The 21862-nt window shown below is 61.0% G+C and carries 18 protein-coding genes; 8 read left to right on the forward strand and 10 right to left on the reverse strand.

The genetic code is table 11. The features are described 5' to 3' along the window. Nucleotides 1-423 precede the first annotated feature (423 nt). Together GOB90_RS11850 and alr are read left to right on the forward strand one after the other, a co-directional pair. Entirely contained in the window at nucleotides 424-1446 is a 1023-nt protein-coding gene (locus tag GOB90_RS11850) for an NAD(P)/FAD-dependent oxidoreductase (RefSeq protein ID WP_146889070.1), read from the forward strand. A 71-nt stretch (nucleotides 1447-1517) separates the two neighbouring features. After that, a complete protein-coding gene (alr, locus tag GOB90_RS11855) occupies nucleotides 1518-2654 on the forward strand; it encodes an alanine racemase (RefSeq protein ID WP_146889140.1) in 1137 nt (378 codons plus the stop codon). Here the strand turns inward: alr and GOB90_RS11860 are convergent. Continuing rightward, nucleotides 2630-3154: a hypothetical protein gene (locus GOB90_RS11860; protein WP_146889067.1), complete on the reverse strand. Its 525-nt coding sequence runs from the start codon at nucleotides 3152-3154 to the stop codon at nucleotides 2630-2632. The genes alr and GOB90_RS11860 overlap by 25 nt on opposite strands. 879 nt (nucleotides 3155-4033) lie before the next feature. On the opposite strand from GOB90_RS11860, the gene GOB90_RS11865 reads away from it, so the two are divergent. The 3 genes from GOB90_RS11865 to GOB90_RS11875 all read left to right on the forward strand — a co-directional run bounded on the left by GOB90_RS11865 (nucleotide 4034) and on the right by GOB90_RS11875 (nucleotide 8916). Further along, on the forward strand, nucleotides 4034-6466 hold the full coding sequence (locus GOB90_RS11865; RefSeq protein ID WP_146889064.1) for a membrane-bound PQQ-dependent dehydrogenase, glucose/quinate/shikimate family: 2433 nt from the start codon (nucleotides 4034-4036) through the stop codon (nucleotides 6464-6466). A 298-nt stretch (nucleotides 6467-6764) separates the two neighbouring features. Next, nucleotides 6765-8009, forward strand: coding sequence for an MFS transporter (locus tag GOB90_RS11870; RefSeq protein ID WP_338077525.1), 1245 nt, complete (start codon nucleotides 6765-6767; stop codon nucleotides 8007-8009). Between the two features lie 112 nt (nucleotides 8010-8121). Beyond that, nucleotides 8122-8916: an FkbM family methyltransferase gene (locus tag GOB90_RS11875; protein ID WP_146889058.1), complete on the forward strand. Its 795-nt coding sequence runs from the start codon at nucleotides 8122-8124 to the stop codon at nucleotides 8914-8916. Nucleotides 8917-8950: 34 nt separating this feature from the next. Here GOB90_RS11875 and GOB90_RS11880 read toward each other — a convergent pair whose 3' ends face one another. Further along, on the reverse strand, nucleotides 8951-9622 hold the full coding sequence (locus GOB90_RS11880; protein ID WP_146889055.1) for an SOS response-associated peptidase: 672 nt from the start codon (nucleotides 9620-9622) through the stop codon (nucleotides 8951-8953). An 81-nt stretch (nucleotides 9623-9703) separates the two neighbouring features. Beyond that, nucleotides 9704-11839: a TonB-dependent receptor gene (locus tag GOB90_RS11885; RefSeq protein WP_242011980.1), complete on the reverse strand. Its 2136-nt coding sequence runs from the start codon at nucleotides 11837-11839 to the stop codon at nucleotides 9704-9706. Between GOB90_RS11885 and GOB90_RS11890 the strand changes: the two genes are divergently transcribed. Continuing rightward, the gene (locus tag GOB90_RS11890; RefSeq protein WP_206752478.1) at nucleotides 11817-12170 is read left to right on the forward strand and encodes a hypothetical protein; all 354 of its coding nucleotides are present in this window, start codon (nucleotides 11817-11819) and stop codon (nucleotides 12168-12170) included. The two genes, GOB90_RS11885 and GOB90_RS11890, sit on opposite strands and share 23 nt — an antisense overlap. A gap of 356 nt (nucleotides 12171-12526) precedes the next feature. Here the strand turns inward: GOB90_RS11890 and GOB90_RS11895 are convergent, their stop codons facing one another. After that, the gene (locus GOB90_RS11895; protein WP_146889052.1) at nucleotides 12527-13939 is read right to left on the reverse strand and encodes an MFS transporter; all 1413 of its coding nucleotides are present in this window, start codon (nucleotides 13937-13939) and stop codon (nucleotides 12527-12529) included. Nucleotides 13940-14076: 137 nt separating this feature from the next. After that, complete coding sequence (locus tag GOB90_RS11900) at nucleotides 14077-14535, reverse strand: hypothetical protein (protein ID WP_146889048.1); 459 nt, start codon at nucleotides 14533-14535, stop codon at nucleotides 14077-14079. Between the two features lie 294 nt (nucleotides 14536-14829). On the opposite strand from GOB90_RS11900, the gene GOB90_RS11905 reads away from it, so the two are divergent. Beyond that, entirely contained in the window at nucleotides 14830-16182 is a 1353-nt protein-coding gene (locus GOB90_RS11905) for a D-amino acid dehydrogenase (RefSeq protein WP_338077526.1), read from the forward strand. Between the two features lie 63 nt (nucleotides 16183-16245). On the opposite strand, the gene GOB90_RS11910 is transcribed toward GOB90_RS11905, so the two are convergent. From GOB90_RS11910 to efp, 5 genes are all read right to left on the reverse strand, one after another. Further along, nucleotides 16246-17232: a peptidoglycan -binding protein gene (locus GOB90_RS11910; RefSeq protein WP_146889043.1), complete on the reverse strand. Its 987-nt coding sequence runs from the start codon at nucleotides 17230-17232 to the stop codon at nucleotides 16246-16248. Nucleotides 17233-17242: 10 nt separating this feature from the next. Further along, on the reverse strand, nucleotides 17243-18298 hold the full coding sequence (locus GOB90_RS11915; RefSeq protein WP_146889040.1) for a flagellar motor protein MotA: 1056 nt from the start codon (nucleotides 18296-18298) through the stop codon (nucleotides 17243-17245). 33 nt (nucleotides 18299-18331) lie between these two features. Next, a complete protein-coding gene (locus GOB90_RS11920; RefSeq protein WP_206752477.1) occupies nucleotides 18332-19141 on the reverse strand; it encodes an OmpA family protein in 810 nt (269 codons plus the stop codon). A gap of 131 nt (nucleotides 19142-19272) precedes the next feature. Beyond that, the gene (locus GOB90_RS11925) at nucleotides 19273-20103 is read right to left on the reverse strand and encodes an inositol monophosphatase family protein (RefSeq protein ID WP_173572075.1); all 831 of its coding nucleotides are present in this window, start codon (nucleotides 20101-20103) and stop codon (nucleotides 19273-19275) included. A 93-nt stretch (nucleotides 20104-20196) separates the two neighbouring features. After that, nucleotides 20197-20763: an elongation factor P gene (gene efp, locus GOB90_RS11930; protein ID WP_146889031.1), complete on the reverse strand. Its 567-nt coding sequence runs from the start codon at nucleotides 20761-20763 to the stop codon at nucleotides 20197-20199. Between the two features lie 375 nt (nucleotides 20764-21138). Here efp and hisG point away from each other — a divergent pair, with 375 nt between their 5' ends. Then, complete coding sequence (gene hisG, locus GOB90_RS11935; RefSeq protein WP_146889134.1) at nucleotides 21139-21825, forward strand: ATP phosphoribosyltransferase; 687 nt, start codon at nucleotides 21139-21141, stop codon at nucleotides 21823-21825. The last annotated feature ends 37 nt before the right edge of the window (nucleotides 21826-21862 follow it).

Below are 21862 nucleotides of genomic sequence, written 5' to 3' on the forward strand. Positions count from 1 at the left end.
TGTTGCGCGGGCATCTGTCGTGCGAAATGTTCCGGCTGTGGCAGCGGTGTTCCGGAATCTGCCGCGCAGTGGCGGCTATGTCCTGGCTGGAATCTGCGGTGTCATGTCGGAGGCCTTGTTCGGTGGGGGTTCGAAAATGGGCTTTTCGGCGTCCGGGTTTACGGAAAGGCAGGTTTCCGTCCTCTGTCAGACTGGCATCCGGAGGCAGGTCGTTGCAGATCAGGTGACGTTTGGGGGGTGATCGCCGGTGTCGTGAGGCTGGCGGCCCTGCCCGGTCTTTCCCGGCTCGTGGTTTCCGGCGGATGAATGGTCGGGCCTGTGCCGGGGCATTGCCTCCCGTCGCTGTCTGTCGCAAATATTCCGCACCGGATCACAATTCACGGCCTCTGACCGGGGCTGCACAGCACACAGGAGGCCCGCTGCATGGCAGGCGAGACCATCATAACGGACGTTGCGATCATCGGCGCGGGGCCGACCGGTCTGTTCGCGGCTTTTGAATGCGGCATGCTGAAGCTGAGCAGCATTCTGATTGATGCGCTTGCCGATATTGGCGGCCAGTGTACTGCGCTCTATCCGGAAAAGCCGATTTACGACATTCCGGCGCTGCCTGCTGTTGAAGGTGCGCGTCTGATCGAAAATCTTGCTGAGCAGATTGAGCCGTTCAACATTCCTCGTCTTCTCGGCCGGCGGGTTGAGACGCTGGAGGGGCATCGGGGCGGCTTTACGCTCGGGACCGGCAAGGGTGACATCATTCATGCCAGGGCGGTGATTATCGCGGCGGGCGCCGGGGCTTTTGGTCCCAACCGGCCGCCGCTTGAGGGGCTTGAGGCTTATGAGGCCACGGGCGGTGTGCAGTATTACGTTCGTCGTCGGGCTGATTTCGCTGACAAGACACTTGTGATTGCGGGGGGCGGGGATTCGGCGCTTGACTGGGCGCTGTCTCTTCGCGAGGTCGCGCGGAAGATATATCTTGTGCATCGTCGCGATAAATTCCGCGCCGCGCCGGAGAGTCTTCGTCAGCTTGAAGAGGCGGTGGCGAAAGGTGAAATCGAGAAAATCACGCCTTATCAGCTGAAGTCGCTGAAAGGCGAGGAGGGGCGGCTTTCCGGGGTTGAACTGGCCACTCTGGATGGCGAGAGCCGCGTTCTGGATGCGGACCATCTGCTGGCTTTCTTCGGTCTGGCCACCGATCTCGGCCCTGTCGCGCAGTGGGGCATGGACCAGATCCGCTCCACGATTCCGGTTACGCCTTCCTCCTGTGAAACCAGTCTGCCGGGCGTGTTCGCCATTGGCGATGTTGCCACTTATCCGGGTAAGCTCAAGCTCATTCTTCAGGGGTTCAGCGAAGCTGCGATGGCGGTTCATGCGATCTATCCGATCGTTAACCCGGAGCAGGCTCTGCATTTCGAATACTCGACCAGCAAAGGTGTTCCGGACACGAAATGAGCGGGTGGCGCCTGCGTCCGGAGGCGCTATACTCCGGCGCCTGAGAGTGGATGCGGAGGCGGGGCGCGGAGATGGATGTGGCAGCACAATGGGCCGGTGGTGCCCTGACGATTGACCTCAGCGCCATTGCCGCCAATTACCGCCTGCTTTCCGGCATTGTGGCACGGAACGGGGCGAAAACGGTCTGTGGCGCTGCCATTAAAGCGGATGCTTACGGGCTTGGCGCCGACCGGGTGGCTCCGGTTCTTGAGCGGGCCGGATGTCGTCATTTCTTTGTCGCGCATCTTTCTGAAGGTGCTTCGATCCGCGACACGATTTCCAGGGATATTCCTGTTTTTGTTCTGCATGGGCCGCCGCCGGGCACGTCCGGGGATCTGCTGGAAGCGGGTCTGACGCCTGTTCTGAACAGTCCGGAGCAGCTTGAGGAGTGGCGGGCGCTGGCGGCAAGGCGCGGGAAGGCGCTTCCGGCGGCGATTCAGCTTGATTCCGGCATGGCGCGTTTTGGTCTGACGGCGGAGACGCTCGAGGCGCTGGCTGACGATTCCGACAGTTATGCCGGGATCGATCCTGTGCTGGTCATGAGCCATCTGGCCTGTGCCGACGTCCCCGGGCATCCTGCCAACAGGGACCAGCTTGTCGCTTTTCGCCGGCTCAGTGCCCTGCTGCCGCGGGCGCCCCGGAGTCTGGCCGCGTCTTCCGGTATTTTCCTTGGTTCTGACTGGTATTTCGATCTTGTTCGCCCCGGCGCCGCGCTCTACGGCATCAATCCCTGCCCTGGTCGGCCTGGCCCGATGAGGCCGGTTGTGCGTCTTCAGGCGCGGGTTATTCAGACGCGCAGCATTCCGGAAGGTCAGTCCGTGGGGTATGGCGCCCTGTTTACGGCTTCGCGTCCGACGCGGGTGGCTCTGCTGGGCATCGGGTATGGCGACGGGTTCCATCGTTCTGCTTCCAGTCGGGGGCGGGCTGTTCTGCCTTCACATCCGGATGTCCGGCTTCCCATCATTGGCCGTGTTTCCATGGATTCGCTGGCTGTCGATATCACCGATCTTGGCGATATTCCGGTTCCGCCGGGCACGGCTCTGGATCTGATAGGGCCGCATAATACGCTCGAAGAGGCGGCAGAGGCTGCGGGCACGATCGGGTATGAACTGCTGACGGATCTGGGGGGGCGCTATCACCGCAGCTATATCGATGTGGCAGCGGACTGAGCGTTATTATCGGGGATGCTGGCGGGGTTCGGGGCCGGATTTGTATTCGTTCTGATCTGGTCGGATGTTTGCGGGATATTCTGGTATGGGGACTGTTCGGGGCCGGATTGCGTGAAGTCCGTTGGCGCCGGTCTTTGCAGGAGTGAATCCGTTCGGGACCGAAACTGACATTTCGGGTTGAGCGGCAGGCCGGCCTGTGCCCAGGCGTTGAGTGCGAGATTTCTGATTTCTTCAGTCAGGTCATTCTGTTTTTTGAGCATCCGCGCATAATGGCGTTCCTGGACATGGGCGATTTTTCTGTCATCCGTCCAGATGTCCATGGTGATGTGATGGACAATCCTGTGCCGGTCGCCGCGCTCTGAAAGCACGAAAAGATAAGCAGAAAAAACTCTGCCATCCGGAGAGGGCGTGTCGGACAGGCAGGTCAGGGCACGCAGGGCCATGTCTTTTTCCCGGTCGAATGCGGAGACCGAGCCGAAAGTTTCCACCCTGAGTTTCATGAGCCCGGCCGGTGTTAAAACTGTGTCGGTCTGATCCTTTTGGTCTGGCAGGGGGGAGCAGCCGGACAGGCTCGCAAAACTGCAGATGAGCAGGCAGAGACTGAGAACCGGGCGTATTTTCAGGACATGTGGGCGCACAAAAAACTCTGTTGTTACGGGGGAGGATGAAAATCCGGCGTGTCCTGTCCCGTGGTCTTCGGGGTTTTGTTGTCCGGGGTTTTACCATCCGGCGGCGTGAATTCAAAAAGGGTAACACCGGGGGGCTGTTCGGGTTGTATGTCAGTGGGGGATTTAAGTGACTGGCTCGGGATTGCGCGTGGACGGAGTGGATGTCCGGGATTTGAGGGGCTGTCAAAAAACTGAAAAAAACTCTTCCATTTCCTGGCGGAACCTGTGTAGCCTCGGTGTCAGGGCGGAGGGATAATCTCCCGTAAGTCTCTACTGAGAGCCGTCCTGCTGTTAGTCCAGAGTATGGAGGTCCATCATGTTTGACCCTGCTGCTCAGACCAGAAGGTCTCTGGTCAGACACACCCGAATAACCGGGACTACTGTAAAAAATGTTGCCTGTGGGAGCCCTGCCTTCGATGGCTGTCTGCATTCGGGGGTGCCTCCGCGATGAGGCTCTGACCCGGCTTTTTTCTTTCTGAAAACTCCTGACGCATCACAGTCTTTTTCGAAAGGCTGTGATGTTTTTGTTTTCGGGCGGGAGATTGTGGGGATCGGAGTGGCAAAGTTTCGTGCGGTGTGGGGCCGGAAGCCGGCCTGGTGCGCGATGTGCGGGATTTTCTTTGTCCCGGCGGGCAACTTTACGACACAAATGTGGTTGATACTCCAGGCGGGCTGACGCACCTGCATGAAAACAGGCCTGGAGAAAGCGTCTTGCTGCGATCGCGATCCGTACCTCTTTTATTGCGTATCACGGGTATTCTGCTGGGTTTTTATGGACTCGCCCTTGCTATGCCGGGATTCTGGCTCATCGGTCTGGGGGACAGTGGATATTATGCCGTCGCCGGGATGCTTATCCTGTGCAGTGGCGCTCTTATCGCTGCTGCCCGTCGTGCCGGCATCGTACTTTACGCCATTGTTCTGGCTGTCACGCTCCTGTGGGCGGTTTCCCGTGTCGGACTCGATGGCTGGCGTCTGATTCCGCCGCTCGCTCTGCCGTCCGCCATTGGATTTTGGGTGTTCAGTCCCTGGATTGGCGGGCGGCTGATCGACAGGCAGGGGCAGAGTCGTGTCAATGTCTGTGTTGTAAGCGGTATTTCGGGCTGCGCCGCTCTTTTTGCTTTTATGTTTATCTGCGGGTGGACGATCACGGCTTCCCGCACCGTTCAGTATAATCCCTTTCCGCAGCAGCGGTTCACCGGTGATATCATCGACGGTGAATCGCTGGTGAATAACCAGTGGCGCATGACGGGAGGCACGTCTGCCGGAGACCGTTTCGGGACTGCCGCTCAGATCACACCGGAAAATGCACATATGCTGGGGAGAGCATGGGTTTTTCATACGGGTGATCTTCCGCGATCCGGTGAGAATGCCCGTGGGCGCGAGTTCAGCTTTGAGGCTACCCCGCTGAAGGTCGGGGATAATCTTGTTTTCTGCACGCCTCATCGCGACGTCGTGGCGCTGGATGCCACCACCGGAAAGCAGGTCTGGCGATACACGCCCGGCGGAAACTACGGACAGAATATCTATCAGGCTTGCCGGGGTGTTTCCTATTTCGAGGCGCCGGCGGGTGTGCCCTGTCCGCACCGGATCATTTCGACAGGCGCCGGTTCGCCGCCGACTCTTTTTGCGCTGGATGCCGATACCGGGCATCTCTGCGCCGCTTTTGGACATAACGGCACTGTTGATCTGAGCCAGGGCATGGGGATCATGCCCGCCGGATTTCATTTCATTACGTCACCGCCGATGGTTATGAACAGCCGCATCATGCTCAGCGGCTGGGTTTATGACAATCAGACCGTTGATGAACCTTCCGGTGTCATCCGCGCTTTCGACGCTGTGACCGGCCAGCTTGTCTGGGGATGGGACGTGGGGCACACGCCTGCGAACCGGCCGCTGAATCCCGGCGAGATTTTCACGCGTGGCACGCCAAATGGCTGGGGGGTTTATACCGCCGATCCGGCGCTGAACACGGTTTATGTACCCCTTGGGATTGCGACGCCCGATTATTACGGCGTTAAACGACGTTCCTTCGACGAGCAGTACGATACGTCTCTTGTCGCGATTGACATCACCTCGGGCGAAGAGCGCTGGCATTTTCAGACCGTGCATCACGATCTTTGGGATTTCGATCTTCCCGTTGGGCCTTCGCTTGTCGATCTGCCCGATGCGGATGGACGGATGACACCGGTGCTGGTGCAGACGACCAAGCAGGGGGAGCTTTTCGTGCTTGATCGCCGGACCGGGAAACCTTTTTACCGTGTTGAGGAAAAGCCTGTTCCCGGCGGGACGATTCCCGAAGAGCGCTATTCTCCGACCCAGCCTTATTCGCCTGACATTCCGAACCTTCGTCGTGCCGATCCGACAACGGACGATCTGTGGGGCGTCACGCCTTTCGATCAGATGGCGTGTCGTATCGCTTACAAAAAGATGAGCTTTCACGGGCTGTTTACGCCGCCAGGTCTTCAGGGGACTCTCGGGTTTCCGGCCTTTGACGGTGTTGATGACTGGTATGGCGCGACTATTGATCCCACGCGCGGGGTGCTCTACGTCAACACCACCTACATTCCCTTTCGGATGCAGCTTGTTCCGCATGACAAAGCGCTGAAAGAAGGTCTGTTCAAACCGTGGAGCGGATGGAAACAGCCTTATCCGGAGCCGATTTTTACTGACAATCCGCAGCATGGTTTGCCCTATGCCGCGGTTATCGAGCCCTGGCTGGGTCTGTTTGGCGCGCCGTGCCTGGCACCGCCATGGGGGCGCACGCAGGCCATCGACCTTGTTCATCATCGTATGATCTGGGAACGCGCGCTTGGCACCACGAAGAATGTCGGGCCGGCCAGTATGCTGCGTATGCCGGTCGGGTTGCCGACCGGGATTTTCAGTATGGGGGGTACTCTGACCACCGCGACCGGGCTTGTGTTCATGGGCGCCACCGCGGATCAGGGATTTCGCGTTCTCGACGGTCGTAACGGCGCTGTTCTCTATGAGACCGAACTCGATGCCGGTGGCAATGCGACACCGATGACGTATATGGGCCGCGATGGTCGTCAGTATGTCGTGCTGGCCGTGGGTGGTCATGGTGGTCTCAAAACGCGCAATGGCGATGAAGTTGTGGCATTCGCTCTGCCTGCGCGGCGTGAGTAATGTGATCGGGCCGGTTAATTATTGTTCTGTCGGATGAAAGGCGGGTATCATGCGGTGCCCTGTACTGTTTCCGGTATGGGGGAGCCGCGATGTGGAGGCGGCATCAGTCAGGGTCTCTCCATCTTTCGTGCCGGCGTTTTTTCGCATGATGTCGCGGCCCCGTTTCGCCTGATGGCGACCAGCATGCAGGATGATCCGAATGTCCGGTTTTTCAGTTTTCAGTTTTCGTATCCGGGCACGGCCCTGAGTGTCCGTTTCTGAAACGGCGACCGGCCGGGGTGTTTCGCGGCGGGACCAGGTGTCTGCGTCCGGACTGAGCGGGAGGACTTTTCCGATCCGCTATGTTGTTCTGGGTCTTCTGATCGCCGCGGGCTGCATCAGCTACATCGATCGCACCGCCATGGCGGCGGCCAATGTCGATATCGCGCGTGAATTCGGTCTTTCCTTTACAGAGCTTGGGGTTCTTCTTTCTTCCTTTGCTTCCGCCTATCTCATCTGTCAGATCCCGGCGGGTCTGCTTGCGGATCGTGTCGGGGGGCGCTGGCTTCTGTTTGCCTGTCTGCTGCTGTGGAGTGCCGCTCAGTGGCTTTCCGCGCTGGCCGGGAGTGTGCAGGATCTTCTGATCGCCCGGTGCCTGCTCGGCGTGAGCGAAGCGCCGGTTTTTCTTGTCGGGACACGGCTTATCACCCGGTATTTCGAGCCCGACCGGCGGGCGACACCTGTGGCCTGTCTGAACGCGTCCTCCTCGCTGGGGCAGGTTATTGGTCCGATGATGCTGGGCGCTGTTTCCGGGGCTTTTGGCTGGCGGGCCATGTTCGTCTTTGTTGGTGGTCTGAGCGCGGTTCTGGCTCTTTTGTGGATCGGCATTTACCGCAACCCGAAAGCGGGTGTTCCGGCAGAGGCGGGAGTGGAACCGGTTCGGGCGGAAAAGGTGATTCACGAACTGCGGCGGCTTCTCTCCTTTCGTACGAGCTGGGCGCTGGCGGGTGGTTTTGTCGGTGTGATCTATCTGCAATGGCTTTATGCCGCGTGGTTGCCGACGTATTTCCAGACCACCCGGCACTTTACCGTTTCCCAGGCCGGTTATCTTTCCTCTGTTCCGCAATTTGCCGGTTTTATCGGCGGTCTTGCGGGCGGGGTCGTGACGGATCGCCTGGCCTGCCGGGGCTGGTCTCCGGCCCGGGCCTGCCGGACGCCGCTGGTGATTGCGCTGCTTGTCGCCGCCGCGACGACGATGCTGGCCCCGTTCTGCGCCACGACGACACTTTCCGTGTTTGTCATGTCGGTTTCGCTGTTCGCGACAGGGATCGCCATGACCGCCGGATGGACGCTTGGGACGGTGCTGATCGACGAAAGATCGGTGGCTACGCTTGAAGCCATTCAGAACATGGGTGGCTCGTTCGGCGCGGTGATGGCGCCGGTTCTGACGGGGGCGGCTGTTCAGCATTCCGGTTCTTTTGTTCTGGCTATGGGGGTGGCCGGTGTGATTACGATGGGTTCGGCGGCGCTTTACCGCTGGGGAACGAGCGTGCGCATCGTCTGAAGGGCGGAACCTGAAGACGGGTTGTGCGTCAGGAAAGGAGCACTGTCTGCCGATGGCGTGTCCCTGCGCGCCCGCTACAGACTGGTAAACGAGTCCACGGAGCAGACTGGCCATGCATGATGGCGATTTTTCCTCTGATCCGCGCCTTGTGGTCGTTGATATTGGTGCTTCGGGCGGGTTGCAGGACAAGTGGGCGAGGCAGCCTGGCCGGATCAGGCCTGTGCTGTTCGAGCCAAATGCCACCGAGGCCGCACGGATAAGGGATTCTCTGAAGCACATACCGGGTGCTCTGGTGGTTGAGCGCGGGCTGGCGGCCCGGTCCGGGGAGTTCAGTCTTACGATTGGCAGGCATTATGGCTGCACGTCCCTGCTGAAGGCAGATCCTGAAGTTCTGGTGGGGTATTCGATCGCTCCGCTCTATGAGGCTGCTGGCACGGCTCAGGTAAGATGCGATCGTTATGACACGCTGCACGTTGCCGGCGAGGTTCCGGTGCCGGATGTGATCAAGCTGGATGTTGAGGGCTATGAATACGAAGTGCTGCTGGGTTTCGGCGGTCTGCTCGACCGGTGTCTCGGGCTGGAGGTGGAGGCGTGGCTGACGCCGGTTTACCGGAATACGAAACTTCTTCATGAGCTCGTCGATTATCTGCGGCAGTTCGGATTTGTCCTGCGGCGGTTCGAGCCGATCAACGCGTTTGACAGCGATCTGATTCTGGGGGATGCGTTTTTCACGCTGAACAGAGCGCGCGTCGCGCGGCTGGACCCGGACAGACAGGAAAAGTTCTCGATTCTTCTGGAAACATGGAAACTTCCGGATTATTCGGATGCCAGCAAAACCCATGTTCCGGGAGGTGGCGGCAACCGGTCGCGGCTCAGGACGTTCCTGTCTGCTTTTCGCCGGTCCTGATCGCGGGCTGGCTGTGTTTTCCGAAAAACAGATTCTATCTGAGCAGCGAGTCTGTCTGGCTGTCTTCTTTTCTCCCCAGGGCGACAATTTCCAGTTTTTTCGGGTCGAGTGGTCGCTGGAGTTCCCGTGCGATGTCTGTCGGTCCGGTCAGCCACAGTTCAAACTCTTCCGGTTCCGTCAGGATCACCGGCATGGCCCTCGGGTGGACCGGGGCCACGACCGGATTTGCCTCCGTTGTCAGAAAGCCGAACAGGTCAGCGTTGATTTCGCCTTCCTTCACTTTTCGGACGGATGTCCGGTTTGTCCAGAGTCCGGCAAAGAAATGGAGCGGCCGGTCCGGTCCATCGGCAAACCAGACGGGTCGGGTGGTGCCGTCAGGCAGGCGTTCCATTTCGGAAAAGGAGGTGAATGGCACGAGGCATCGGTGTTCGGTGCCGAGCCAGCGGCGCCAGTGAGGCGATGAGAGATTGCGGATATTCGTCACGCCCCGGTCGACCGTGCGCCCCTGGAGGGCGAAGGCGGGAGACGGCATGCCCCAGCGCGCCAGGGTCAGTTCGCGTCCTTCGGGTCCCTCTCTGACGATGGGGGCGGCCGTATCGGGCCAGATGGCCGGCATGGACGGGAGGTTGCCGGTACGGTCTGTCCGGGCGCGGGACAGTTTCCTGATCGCGTCCTGCGTTGCGGTCATGCTGTAGAGGTTACACATGATGCGGGTCCGTTCCGGTCATCCTGTTCAGGTGCGGGGAGAGGGGCGGGATCGTCTTCATCTCTGTTATGACATGGGGTTTCAGAAATCGGCGCTTACGGTTCCGAAGAACTGTCGCGGGGCGCCCATAAGGAAATAATTATAGCCTGTGTTCGTGAAGTTGTTGCCCAGTTCGCTTGTTGTGGCGACGTAGGTTTTGTTGAACAGGTTGTAGATATTGAAGCTGACTGCAAAATTCTTCATGAAGCCATATGTGCCGAAATTATATCTGCCGCCGAAATTCGCCAGGAAATAGCCGGGAACATGCAGATCATTCGTGTAGGTCAGTTGCCGGCTGGAGAGATAGTTTCCGTCCAGATGCACGTTCAGATGATGCCAGTCATAGGCAATGCTGCCTTTATACATCATCGTCGGGTAGTTCGGGACCAGCTTGCCCCGGGTTGGTTCGAGGCCGGACGATGTCATCACGTTCTGATTGTAGGTGGAGTGAGCATAGGAAAACGAATTGTACAGCGTCAGACCGTTGACCGGATGTGCGGTCATGCTGACTTCGGCGCCGTTGGTCGTTACGCCGCCGACGTTCTGCACGGCGGTCACGGGGTTGATGCCGGAACCGCTGGAAATGAGCTGAAGCCGGTTGGAGAAATTGACCCGGTAGAGCGACACGAGGGCGCTCAGTTTTGGCGTGACGTAGCGATAGCCGAGTTCATAGACCCAGTCCGTTTCCGGCCTCAGATGCGATCTGGTGCTCTGGAACGCGGCCTGAGACGCGGTCCAGGGGGTGGCGGAGACATTGGTGTTGTATCCGTCCTCCGGATAGGCCCGCATATTGTGGGACACATCGAAAAACGCCTCATGATGCGGCAGGAAGCGCCAGTTGGCGGAGACCTGAGGCAGAAACGCGCTGGAGGCTGTCAGATGTCCCTGCGCGATCTGGCCTCCGTTGAGCGCGGCGTGCTGTGTCGGGACATGGTTGCCTGCCGAGACGATCATGGATTTGAAGCCGGCATTGACTGTCAGATTGCGCGTGATCCGGAAGGTATCCTGCAGGTGGAACGTGAACGTGTTGGTATGGAAGACTTCCTGCCACGGGTTGGCAAAAACATTGTGCGGGAAGCCATCTGTCGGGTTTCCGGGTGTGCCTTCTCCCAGGAGCGGCACCTCTGAAAAGTAGCGGCCTTCCGTGAACTGTCCGTATTCATACCAGACGCCGGCTTTGATTGTATGCCGTGCGATACGGCGGGTCAGCGCGGTTGTGAAGCCGCCCCGTTCAATGCCCGGATTCTGAATCCGCTGTGACAGCGGCGCGCCGTTTGGGGACGGCATATAGGGCGTGGTCCATGTGCTGTATCCGCTGTCGCCGTGACCATAGACGGTTGTTGTCCAGTTCAGGTTGGGGGTCAGATTTTCGTTCAGTGTGAGTCCGCCCAGATAATCCATCCGGTTTGCTGTTCCGGCATAATAGGACGCATCCAGAGGGTCGGCTGCTTTTGAGTATCCCGCCGGATAATGTCCCTGCGCCGCATGATAGGCGGCGGCGTAATTCGGGTAGTAATTTGCAAGATCCGGCCCGAACACCTGAAGATTATTCATCGTCATGTCCTGGTAATCGAACTGCTGCGTTGAACTCCAGTCGAAAAACACTTTGAGCGAGGACTCATGTGCCAGGGGCTGCACGAATTTTGCGTTGACCTGATCCGAGTAGTCGTAGCCATGACCTTTCCACAGATCCATGTCCGTCCGGGCGTAGGAAACGTAAAACCGCGAGCCGGTCCGGTTCAGATCGCCGCTGTTGAGGCGGATGAAGGTCCGGAATGTTGCGTTGCTGCCGAAGGTCTGTTCGACGGTTCCGCCGCGCTCGTGCGAGGGATCGATGGACCGGAACTGGATTGCGCCGCCGAGATTGCTGCTGGACGCGACATCGATTGCGCCGGCGCCCTGCGACACATCCACGCCGGCGATGTTGTCCGTGCTGAGCGCCCGGGTGATGCTCAGGCCGTTATAGTTATTGAACTGCTGGTCGCCGAGCGGGATGCCGTCGAGTGTAAAACCGAGCTGCGCCTGTGAGAAGCCGCGCATGAACAGTGTGCTGGAATATTCGTATGCGCCGAACGGGTCGGCTGACTGATAAAGCACGCCGGGGAGCTGACCGAGCACTTTCATCGGCGATGTGCCTGGCACGCTCTGGTGCATCATGGTGGAGGTGACGCTTGTCATCTGCCGTGTCGAACCGTGGCCAAAGATGGAGATTTCTTCTCTGGCCGTTGCCGGGGCCGCTGCCGGGGCGGATGTCGCGCGGGGTTGTCCGGTGGTTTTTCCGGATCGTGTCGCGGGAGGTCCGGGTGCCTTGGTTTTTGTGGTCGGGTCGCTTGTGGCGGGTGGTGTGTGGCCGCGCGCGCCGGGGGTGTTTGTTGCGGCCTGGGCGGGCAGGGTGATGATGGCCAGTGTTGAGGTCAGCAGGACGGAGCGCGTAAGGCGGGCGTTTTGCCGGGGGGAAGGCGATATGACACCGGGGCGCCTGTTCCTGAACTGCATCACTTCACCATAATTTTTCGATGTACAGGCACACGATCATAATTCACGTTTTAAATGCGTTTTATGAGGACGGATCTGCTCGTTTTGTGGCCTCTTCTTAACGACGTTCCCGGGTTTACGTCTGGCGGTCCCGGAATGTTCCGCCAGAGCGGGTGTTTTTCTGAGAAAAATTCATCTGTCATGCGTTGGTTCCGTTCGGGTTGACTGTTGATGTGTGATTTTTCCACGGACCCGGCCGGGGTCGCGGCCCCGGCACGCCGGTCCGCTGGTTTCCAGAGGCTTTGGTCTTTGGCGGGGTCAGGGCAAAGCCCTGAGAAAGGCAGGGACACTTAACGGGACCGGAGCCGGCGCGACGGAAGCAGGACGTCCTCACGCCCGTCCGCTGATCTCGTTTCCCAGGTTTTCTGGCATTTTCGCGAACCCGATTGCCCCGATCAGCGCGACGATGGCGCTTACCAGAAACGCGATGTGCAGTTCGGGCAGTCCCAGATGCGCGTGTCCATAGACTGACTGCGCCACGGACAGGCAGAAGGCCATCACCGGAACGCCGGCGGCCGAGGCGGCCTGCTGCAGGATGGAAGACATGCCCGCCGCCGCGCGTCGTTCTTCGGATGATACGTCCGCGAACATCATCGTGGACAGGCCGGTGAGCTGCATCGAGCGTGTTGCGCCGGCAAAAACAAGTGTTATCATCAGAAGGAACCGGGACTCGTGCGGGCTGGTGAAGACGCAGGCCAGCATTGACAGGGCTGCCAGAAATCCGTTGAAGAACAGGATATTCCGGAAGCCGAACCGTCGTAAAATTCTTGATGTGAACGGTTTCAGTCCGAGATTCGCGCAGAAATAGCCGAGCATCCAGCTTCCGGCGACGGCCGGGGACAATCCGAACCCGACCTGGAACAGCAGAGGCAGCAGGAACGGCGCGGAGGAAAACAGGCACCGGAACAGGATTCCCGGAAACAGCGTTGCGAATCTCATGCTCGGGCGTTTCAGGGGTTCCAGTGACAGGATCGGGGTTTCATGCGCCCGCAGATGTCTTATTGCGAACAGGCCGGTGATGATGCCGGCGATCATAAGGCCGATTGCCACGATCCGTTCGCTTCCGGGCTGAGGGGAGCGCTGGAATCCGGCCAGGAGGCAGGTCAGTCCGGTTGCGCAGAGGGCCAGTCCTTTCCAGTCCAGCGGCGGCGCCTCTTCCGGTGGCGTTGGGGGGACGATGCGCAGAATGGCGAAAGCGGCGATCAGTCCGACCGGCAGATTGAGCCAGAAATTCCACTGCCATCCGATTGTCTGCGTAATATATCCGCCGAGGACCGGGCCGATGACCGGCGCGGACAGGGCTGGCCATACCGTGACCGACTGTGCCCGCATCAGTTCGGATTTTGGCGTGTAGCGCAGCATGATCGACATGCCGACCGGGCTCATCACCGCCGCCGCCAGGCCCTGACAGATCCGGGCCAGGACGAATCCTGACAGTCCGCGCGCCAGTCCGCACCAGACGGAGGCTGCTGTGAACACCAGCATGGCCACGACCATCACCCGGCGTTCGCCTGCCTTCATCGCCATCCAGGAGGCGAGGGGGGACATGGCCGCCGAGGCCAGCATATACGCCGTGATTCCCATCGACAGGTCGAGTGCTGTCACGCCGAAGGACCGGGCCATTTGCGGCAGGGAGGTGTTGATGATGGCCCCGTCCAGGTTCTGCATGAATGCGGCGAGGGCCAGGACCAGGGCGATGGCGGGCGAATAGCGCCGCGCGGGCGCGGCGGAAGGTTCAGTCATCGGGGGAGAGTGCCGTATTTACAGGTGGAGACAAAGCCGCGTTGTTCAGAATTCTGGCCGGAACCGGTGCCCGGAGGCCGGGCGCTGAAAGAGCAGGCCTTTCCGGGCCGGATGTGTCGCACCGGGGAACATCGTTTTCAGCGCGTTAAGGTGTTTTCCTTCCGCGTTTCCATTACTTTGTTCAGGCGGTCGCGGTAGCGCATGTAGCTGCCTTTCGGTGCGCATCCCATATCTTCAAGGTCTTCGAGGGCCACGCTTTTGTTCAGCCACTCGTTGACTTCTTTGAAGTCGAGCGCGGCCGGAATTTTCTGGTTATCGAAGATCACCGGTTCGGAGCCGGGCGTGACACCAAAGGAGGAGAATGTCGTCGCGCCGTCGCCTGTCACTTCGCCGCAGATGGTACCCTTTCCGGCGGTGCGGACTTTACGGAAGCGGGTCTCCTGCGGGGTCTTGTAGTGTTGCGCGACGGCATGGATGGCCGTTTGCGCGGCGGTGTCCTTACCGCTGCCATCCGTCACGCTCTGAGCCAGTGCCGGGACTGTTCCGCTGACTGCCAGGGCCAGTGCGAGACCGTAAAGACTGAACTGCCGTTTCACATTGCTCTCCTTAACTTGCTGGTCCCGGCGTGTGCCCTGAAAGCCGGAACGTCAAGTCTGGCCGGGAGTTTGGTGGCGTTGTGTCAGTGTGATGCAACTTTGGGGGCGTTGTGCCGGGGGTTTTTGTTCTGTTGCTGTTTTTCTCACGGGGCTGCCCTGAGACCCGTCAAAGGCCGGGGGCCTTTGGAAACCCGTTTGTTTATCAGCGGATCGGGGTGCGGGGGCTGTGGGCTCTGTCGGGTTCGGGCGGAGCCGCCGGGGTGTGACTGCGCGTGGATATTTCCGGTGAGGTCTGTGTGCTGGACGCTTCCGGTCCCCGGGCTTAATCAGGGTTCGGTATTTTTGCTGCGTCCAAACAGTCGCCGAAAGGAAAGTTCTGTGAAAGTTATCGTCCTTGGTGCCGGGGTCATTGGTGTCACGACGGCCTGGTATCTGGCGAAACTCGGACACGAGGTTGAAGTGATCGACCGCCAGCCTGCCGCTGGTCTCGAAACATCCTTTGCCAATGCCGGGCAGGTTTCTCCGGGGTATTCGACGCCCTGGGCCGCGCCGGGTCTGCCGCTCCGGGCGCTGAAATGGATGCTCGGCCGGCACAGTCCGCTCGTGATCCGACCGCAGGCGGTCGATATGGCCATGCTTCGCTGGATCGGTAATCTCCTGCGGAATTGCAATGAGTATGACTACGACATCAATAAATCCCGGATGCTTCGGATTGCAGAATACAGTCGTGACTGTCTTGCTGCCCTGCGGAAGGAGACCGGGATCACCTATGACGACCGGCAGAAAGGTCTGATCCAGCTGTTCCGCACGGACGCTCAGGTCGCCCATGCCAGGGACGACATGCGTTTGCTCAGTGAAAGCGGGATTCCGCATCAGCTCTTTAGCGTCGAGCAGATTCTCGAACGCGAGCCGGGGCTTGGGGGCGCGAAGGCTCTGCTGAAGGGAGGGCTTTATCTTCCCGGTGACGAATCGGGTGACGCGCATATGTTCACGCAGCGTCTCGCGCAGGAGGCGGAAGAGCTTGGCGTGACCTTCCGCTATGAGACGACCATTGAGGCGCTCGATGCGTCCGCCGACAGTGTTTATGGCGTCCGCACCAGCGAGGGGCGCTTTACGGCCGATGCGTATGTGATGGCGACGGGCAGTTACGCGCCGGGGATTCTGCGGCCTCTGGGTATTCGTCTGCCGGTATATCCGGTCAAAGGCTATTCCCTGACATTGCCGCTGACCGATGAGAGCCGCGCGCCGGTCTCCACCGTCAACGATGAGACGTACAAGGTTGCCATCACCCGGCTTGGCGACCGTATTCGCATCGGCGGGACGGCGGAGCTGGCGGGATTCGATCTGCGCCTGCGTCCGGCCCGTCGGGAGATTCTCAAAATATCCTTTTCGGAGCTTTACGGCGGCGGCGATCTTTCCCAGGCCGTTTACTGGGCTGGTCTGCGCCCGAATACGCCGGACGGGACGCCGGTTGTCGGGCCGTCAAAAAAATTCGGCAATCTGTGGCTCAACACGGGTCATGGCACGCTTGGCTGGACGATGGCGGCCGGTTCAGGGCGTATTCTTGCCGATCAGATCCATGGCCGGAAGCCCGATATTCCGGCGCTCGATCTGTCCGTCGACCGGTATGCGCGGGCGTTTGCCTGACAGATTTTTATCTGGCTGAGGGAGTGCTGACTGCCCCGGACGCCGGTGACGTCCGGGGGCTGTCTATCGGTCTGTCAGGCGGAATTCGATCCGGCGGTTTTTTGCGAAATCCGCGACCGAGGTTCCGCTTGTCAGCGGCTGGTAATCGGCAAAGCCGGTTGCCGCGAGATGTTTCGGGTCGACGCCTTCCGCGATCAGCAGCTTTACCACGGTGATGGCCCGCGCCGACGACAGTTCCCAGTTGCTTGGAAACGCCGTGTGGATCGGCTGTTTGTCGGCGTGACCGTCCACCCGGAGAATCCAGGGCACGTCGGTCGGGATTTGTGCTGAAACCTGGCGGAAGGTTTTTGCCAGCGTTCTGATTTCCTTCGCGCCCTGGGGTGTGAGATCGGCGCTGCCGGTCGGGAACAGCACTTCGCTCTGGAAGACGAAGCGGTCGCCGACGATCTGCACGCCTTTCTGGTTTTTCAGCACATCGCGCAGGCGTCCGAAGAATTCCGAGCGGTAGCGTTTGAGCTGTTCGACCTTATCGGCCAGCGCGATGTTCAGCCGGTTGCCGAGATCGGCGATTTTCGCATCGCGGTCCATGACATCTTTTTTCGAGACGTCCAGGGCCTGGGCGATGGCTGTCAGCTGGGCGTTCAGGGCTGAGAGCTGGTCGTTCAGCGCCAGAACCTTCTGCTCGGCTGTCTGATCCAGTTCGTTTGCGTGCTGTGTCGCCGCCCGGGCCTGGGCGAGCTGGCTTCCGAGCGCCGCCGCCGCCGCTGTGTCTTTGTCATGCTGCTCTGTCAGCACGGCGAGGTTGCCGCGCAGGTCCTTTGTCAGCCCGCGTTCCAGCGCCAGCATCCGGGTGAGTTCGGTGGCCTGCACCTGCAACCGGTCCAGCACCTGTTCGCGCCGGTTCAGCGCCACGGACAGGAAGGCCTGTCCCAGCACGAAGACCAGCAGCACGAAGATCACCACCATCAGCAGGGTGGAGAGCGCATCCACATAGCCAGGCCAGGCGTTCAGCCCGGCGTGACTGGTCCGTCCGCGACGTCCGGGGCGCATATCCGCCCCCTCAGCGCGGGTTCTGCTCGTTCGCCGCGGCAACTGTCCGGGCGACGAGACGAAGATCACTGCGAATGTCGGTCAGGCTCTGCTGCCGCCCGCGCTCGCTCTCGGAGATCAGCTGTGTCAGCAGGGATTCGATGTTTCGCATATGGGTGAGGGTCTGTCGCGACTCTTCGCTTTCATGGCCGCTGGCCAGCGTGCCGAGATGCGAGCTCAGGCGGGTCAGCACCTGTGTCTGCTGCGCCTGCCGTTCTTCGCCGGCCCGGAGCACGGTTTGCAGGGTTGCCAGGTTTTCGGCGGTCTGTTCGAGCAGGGCCTGGACGTAGGCCGGAATGTTTCCGTCGCCTTCGACATTGCCCATTGTCGAGGAGAAGCGGGTCAGGCTGGCCAGCCATTCTTCGAGGTCGTTGAAGAAGCGGTTCTGCGCCTGGCCGGCTGTCAGGTCGAGGAAGCCGAGGACCAGCGCGCTTGCCAGGCCGAAGAGGGAGCCGGAGAATGCCGTGCCCATGCCATGCAGCGGTCTGGCGAGGCCGGCCTTGAGCTGATCGAACATGGCGGTGATGTCGCCGCTGCCGACGGTCATGCCTGAGATGACGTCCGCGATGGCGCCGACGGTCAGCAGGAGGCCGTAGAACGTGCCGAGGAGGCCGAGGAAGATCAGCAGGCTGGTCAGGTAGCGCGAGACCTCGCGCCCTTCCTCCAGGCGTCCGGACAGGCTGTCGAGCAGGGACTGCATCGCGGGGGTGGAGAGGGCGAACCGGTTTCGGCCTGACTGTGACGCCATCGCGGTGGCCACGGCCGTCAGCATTTTCGGTGGCTCGGGCTGCGCCAGTCCGTCGCGGTGCTGGCGGGCGGTTTCGGCCCATTTCACTTCGGGCAGCAGCCGCAGCACCAGGCGGATATTCCAGGCGATGCCGATGGCCAGAATGACCAGGATCAGCCCGTCGAGAGCCGGATTGTTGAAGAAAGCTGTGAGGAGCGGGTGCCAGAGGAGGGCGGCCACGACGGCGACGCATCCGAGGAACGCGATCATCCGCAGAAGATAGATCGTTGGTTTTGTCATCGAATGCCTTGGGGCGTGAGAATCAGGAAACCGTTACGGTACTGCGTCCGAACGGCGGATGTCTACTCGATCCGCAGGGTTGAGGAGGTCGGTTTTCGACGAGGAGCCGATGACGCGCACGTAAATCCGTGTTGAAGGGATGCCGGCGTTCATCAGGACCGCGCGCACGACCAGCCCGCGGCTCAGCGACATGCGGCGCGGGCGGGAGGGGTCGTTCGTGGCGTCGCTCGAGGTCGCATCGACCATCACCCGTGTTTCGGGGCGCTCTTTCAGGGACTGCACGACGGCCAGGATGGCGGCCCGTGTCTCGGTGTTCAGCTTCGCGGAATCGGGTGCGAACGTGATCCGCATGCCGCCGGTGATCGGTGAGGCGATCCCGACGGCGTCTTTTTCCGGCGCCGGGTCGGGAGGCATCGGGAAGGGGTGCAGTTCGACCGGGATCGGTGGCGGTGTCAGCACGGGCAGGGGCGGCGGGGCGGGTGGAATGGTGGGGGACGGCGGCGGTTTTCCGGGATGTGCCGGTGTTGCGGTCCGGCTGCCTGTGGTTCCGGCTGTTGCGGCAGTCGCGGGGGAGGTTGTGGCGGCGGGTTTCGCGGTCTCGTGAGAGTTGCGGGGGGGTGTTTTCGCGCGATCCCGCGTGTGCGGGGAGGTTTTCTGCGTGTTGTTTGCCGCCGGGGCGGGCTTTTTCGCGGGGGTGATCGAATCGAGCGCGCTCGTATCCGTTGTCACCTGGGCGAGGGCGGGCCCGGAAAAGGGCGTCACGCAGGCCGTGGCGAGGCCGGTGAGGCTTATGACCAGCCGCATCCGGGGAGAGAAGGCACGCTGAAGGGAAGGGGCGGACAACAGGAACATAGGTGCGGACCCTACGGCAGATTAAGGCTGCTGCAAAAACGGCCGCCCGGTTGTGCGGAACAACCTGCCGGCGGTCGTCTGAAATCGTGCCGGCACGCTGTGGCCCGGCGTCAGCGGGAGGTTCAGCCCTTTGCTGTCAGGCTGTCCTCGACGATGGCGCGCAGTTTGCCGTGCAGATGCGTATTGCCGGCCACGATCATCACGTCGTCGGGGAGATCGTTGAGGTCCGTGCCGTCCGGCGCGGTGCAGAAGCCGCCGGCTTCACGCACGATCAGGGCGCCGGCCGCGCAGTCCCACGGGCGGATGCCGAGTTCCCAGTAGCCTTCGTACCGACCGGCGGCGACCCAGGCGAGGTCCAGCGCGGCGGCTCCGAAGCGGCGGATACCGGCCACCTGTGGCATCAGCGTGCCCATGGCGCGGGCGAAGGGCATGCGCAGACGGGCGGGCACTTTCGCAAAGGGAATCCCGGTGGCAAAGAGGGATTCCAGCATGTCGCGGCGGGCGGAAACGCGGATGCGGCGGTCGTTCAGAAACGCGCCGGCTCCTTTTTCGGCCCAGAACATTTCGTTCGCGGCGGGGTTGTAGACCAGCCCGGCGACGATTTCGACGGAGCCGTCCTGTTGGCGTTTCTGGAGTCCGATCGAAATGGCCCAGTGGGGCAGGCCGTGGAGAAAGTTCGTGGTGCCGTCGAGCGGATCGACCACCCAGCGCCAGTCCCACTTGTCGCCGCCGCTTGCGCCGGATTCTTCCATGAGGAACGCGTAGCCGGGACGGGCGCGTTCCAGTTCCTCGCGGATGGTCCGTTCGGCCCGGATGTCTGCCTGTGAGACGAAGTCACCGGGTCCTTTGATGCTGACCTGGAGCTGCTCGACTTCGTTGAAATCGCGCAGGAGACGCCGCGCGGCCTTTTCGGCTGCGTTCTGCATCACGGTCATCACGGCGGAAAGACGCATAGCCACGGTATTTTGTCCTGAGAAAGATCTGGAAGGTCAGAAGCCGCCGGTTCCCTCGGGGGGCCGGCGGTGCAGGCGCGTATCGCGTCCGGATCAGGACTTCGCGCGCTCGACGTAGCTGGCGTCATCGGTGCGGACGACCACTCTCTCGCCGGCTTCGATAAACGGCGGGACCATTGTTTTGACGCCGTTCGACAGGATCGCGGGCTTGTAGGAAGAGCTGGCGGTCTGGCCTTTGACGACGGGATCGGCCTCGACGATTTCGAGCGTGACCTGCGGCGGCAGGGTCACGGCGACCGGATCGCCTTCCACGAGGTTCAGGTTCAGCACCATGTTGTCCTGCAGGAACGGCGCCTGGTCGCCCAGCAGATCCACGGGGATCATGAACTGTTCGAAGGTTTCCGGGTCCATCAGCACCAGCGTGTCGCCGTCGGAGTAGGAATAGTTGTATTCCTTGTCCTCGGTGATCAGGCGTTCGACGGTGTCGGCGGTGCGCCACCGTTCGTTGGTTTTGTTGCCGGTCTTCAGATCACGCATTTCGACCTGAATGAACGCACCGCCCTTACCCGGGGTGATGATCTGCTGCTTGAGGACCGTCCAGCGACGGCCATCATGTTCGATGACCTGTCCGGCGCGGATCAGGTTCGCCTGTTGTTTCATAACGTGTCCCTGGAAGAGGAATGGCGGGGATCAGAGGCGGGCTTCTAACGCTCGTGGGCGCGAAGAGCAAGGCTGACGGGGCTTTTCGCGCGTCTGAACTGCCGGAAAGGCGCGGGATAAAGCCTCGGAACAGGGGCGTTTTCCGCCGCTTCGGGGGCATGACAAATGTGTGACAGCGTCTGCCGCGCGCCGATATGCCGATCCGCCCTTTGGCGCGGGCGCTTCCTTATGATAAGTCCGCGCTGGTTTTAACGGCCTCTTCAGACAGTATGGCCACCTCTGGCCCGGAACAGGCCTCCGGAGTGCATGATGACCGCGGACCGCAATTCAGACCTGGCCCTGTGCGAAGCCGGTGACGCAGCAGCGTCTCCGGATATGAGCGGAGCCCCGTCGCGGCATCATCATGCCGGCACGAAACCGCTGGTTCTGGCGCTGCCGAAAGGCCGCATTCTGAAGGGTGCGGCGCCGCTGCTGGCCCGGGCCGGGATTGTTCCGGATGCTGACTGTCTGGATGAGAGCAGCAGGCGGCTGCGGTTCGGCACCAGTGATCCGATGCTGGACGTTGTCCGCGTGCGTTCCTTCGATGTGGCCACTTTCGTTGCGCAGGGCGGCGCCCAGCTTGGGATCTGCGGCGCTGACGTGCTGATGGAGTTCGATTATCCGGAACTTTATGCGCCGCTCGATCTCGGCATCGGGGGTTGTCGCGTTTCGGTTGCCCGGCCGGTGACGGACGATCCGGACGAGGACTGGCAGCGCTATTCCGAGCTGCGTGTCGCGACAAAATATCCGGCCATCACCCGGCGGCATTTCGCGACGCGGGGCATCAATGCCGACATCGTGCATCTGCACGGGGCGATGGAGCTGGCGCCGATGCTCGGTCTGTCGCGGCTGATTGTCGATCTCGTGGATACCGGCTCGACGTTGCGGGCCAATGGTCTGCGCGAGGTCGAGACCATCGCGCATATTACGAGTCGCCTGGTGGTGAACCGTACTGCGATGAAAACCAGGCCTGAGGCCGTCACCGGGCTGATTGCCCGTTTCCGCGCCGCTCTGGCGGGATGAGGACCGGGGCCTGGCGGCTTCCTGATGCGTGAGTGAG

Origin of the sequence: Acetobacter oeni (assembly GCF_011516825.1) — a bacterium.
Lineage (GTDB): Bacteria > Pseudomonadota > Alphaproteobacteria > Acetobacterales > Acetobacteraceae > Acetobacter > Acetobacter oeni.

Bases quoted from the DNA above. Each gene is read 5' to 3' on its own strand.
- GOB90_RS11850 (WP_146889070.1), top strand. From the start codon at position 424: ATGGCAGGCGAGACCATCATAACGGACGTTGCGATCATCGGCGCGGGG.
- alr (WP_146889140.1), top strand. From the start codon at position 1,518: ATGGATGTGGCAGCACAATGGGCCGGTGGTGCCCTGACGATTGACCTC.
- GOB90_RS11860 (WP_146889067.1), bottom strand. From the start codon at position 3,154: ATGAAACTCAGGGTGGAAACTTTCGGCTCGGTCTCCGCATTCGACCGG.
- GOB90_RS11875 (WP_146889058.1), top strand. From the start codon at position 8,122: ATGCATGATGGCGATTTTTCCTCTGATCCGCGCCTTGTGGTCGTTGAT.
- GOB90_RS11880 (WP_146889055.1), bottom strand. From the start codon at position 9,622: ATGTGTAACCTCTACAGCATGACCGCAACGCAGGACGCGATCAGGAAA.
- GOB90_RS11890 (WP_206752478.1), top strand. From the start codon at position 11,817: ATGGTGGAGGTGACGCTTGTCATCTGCCGTGTCGAACCGTGGCCAAAG.
- GOB90_RS11885 (WP_242011980.1), bottom strand. From the start codon at position 11,839: ATGACAAGCGTCACCTCCACCATGATGCACCAGAGCGTGCCAGGCACA.
- GOB90_RS11895 (WP_146889052.1), bottom strand. From the start codon at position 13,939: ATGACTGAACCTTCCGCCGCGCCCGCGCGGCGCTATTCGCCCGCCATC.
- GOB90_RS11910 (WP_146889043.1), bottom strand. From the start codon at position 17,232: ATGCGCCCCGGACGTCGCGGACGGACCAGTCACGCCGGGCTGAACGCC.
- GOB90_RS11915 (WP_146889040.1), bottom strand. From the start codon at position 18,298: ATGACAAAACCAACGATCTATCTTCTGCGGATGATCGCGTTCCTCGGA.
- GOB90_RS11925 (WP_173572075.1), bottom strand. From the start codon at position 20,103: ATGCGTCTTTCCGCCGTGATGACCGTGATGCAGAACGCAGCCGAAAAG.
- efp (WP_146889031.1), bottom strand. From the start codon at position 20,763: ATGAAACAACAGGCGAACCTGATCCGCGCCGGACAGGTCATCGAACAT.
- hisG (WP_146889134.1), top strand. From the start codon at position 21,139: ATGAGCGGAGCCCCGTCGCGGCATCATCATGCCGGCACGAAACCGCTG.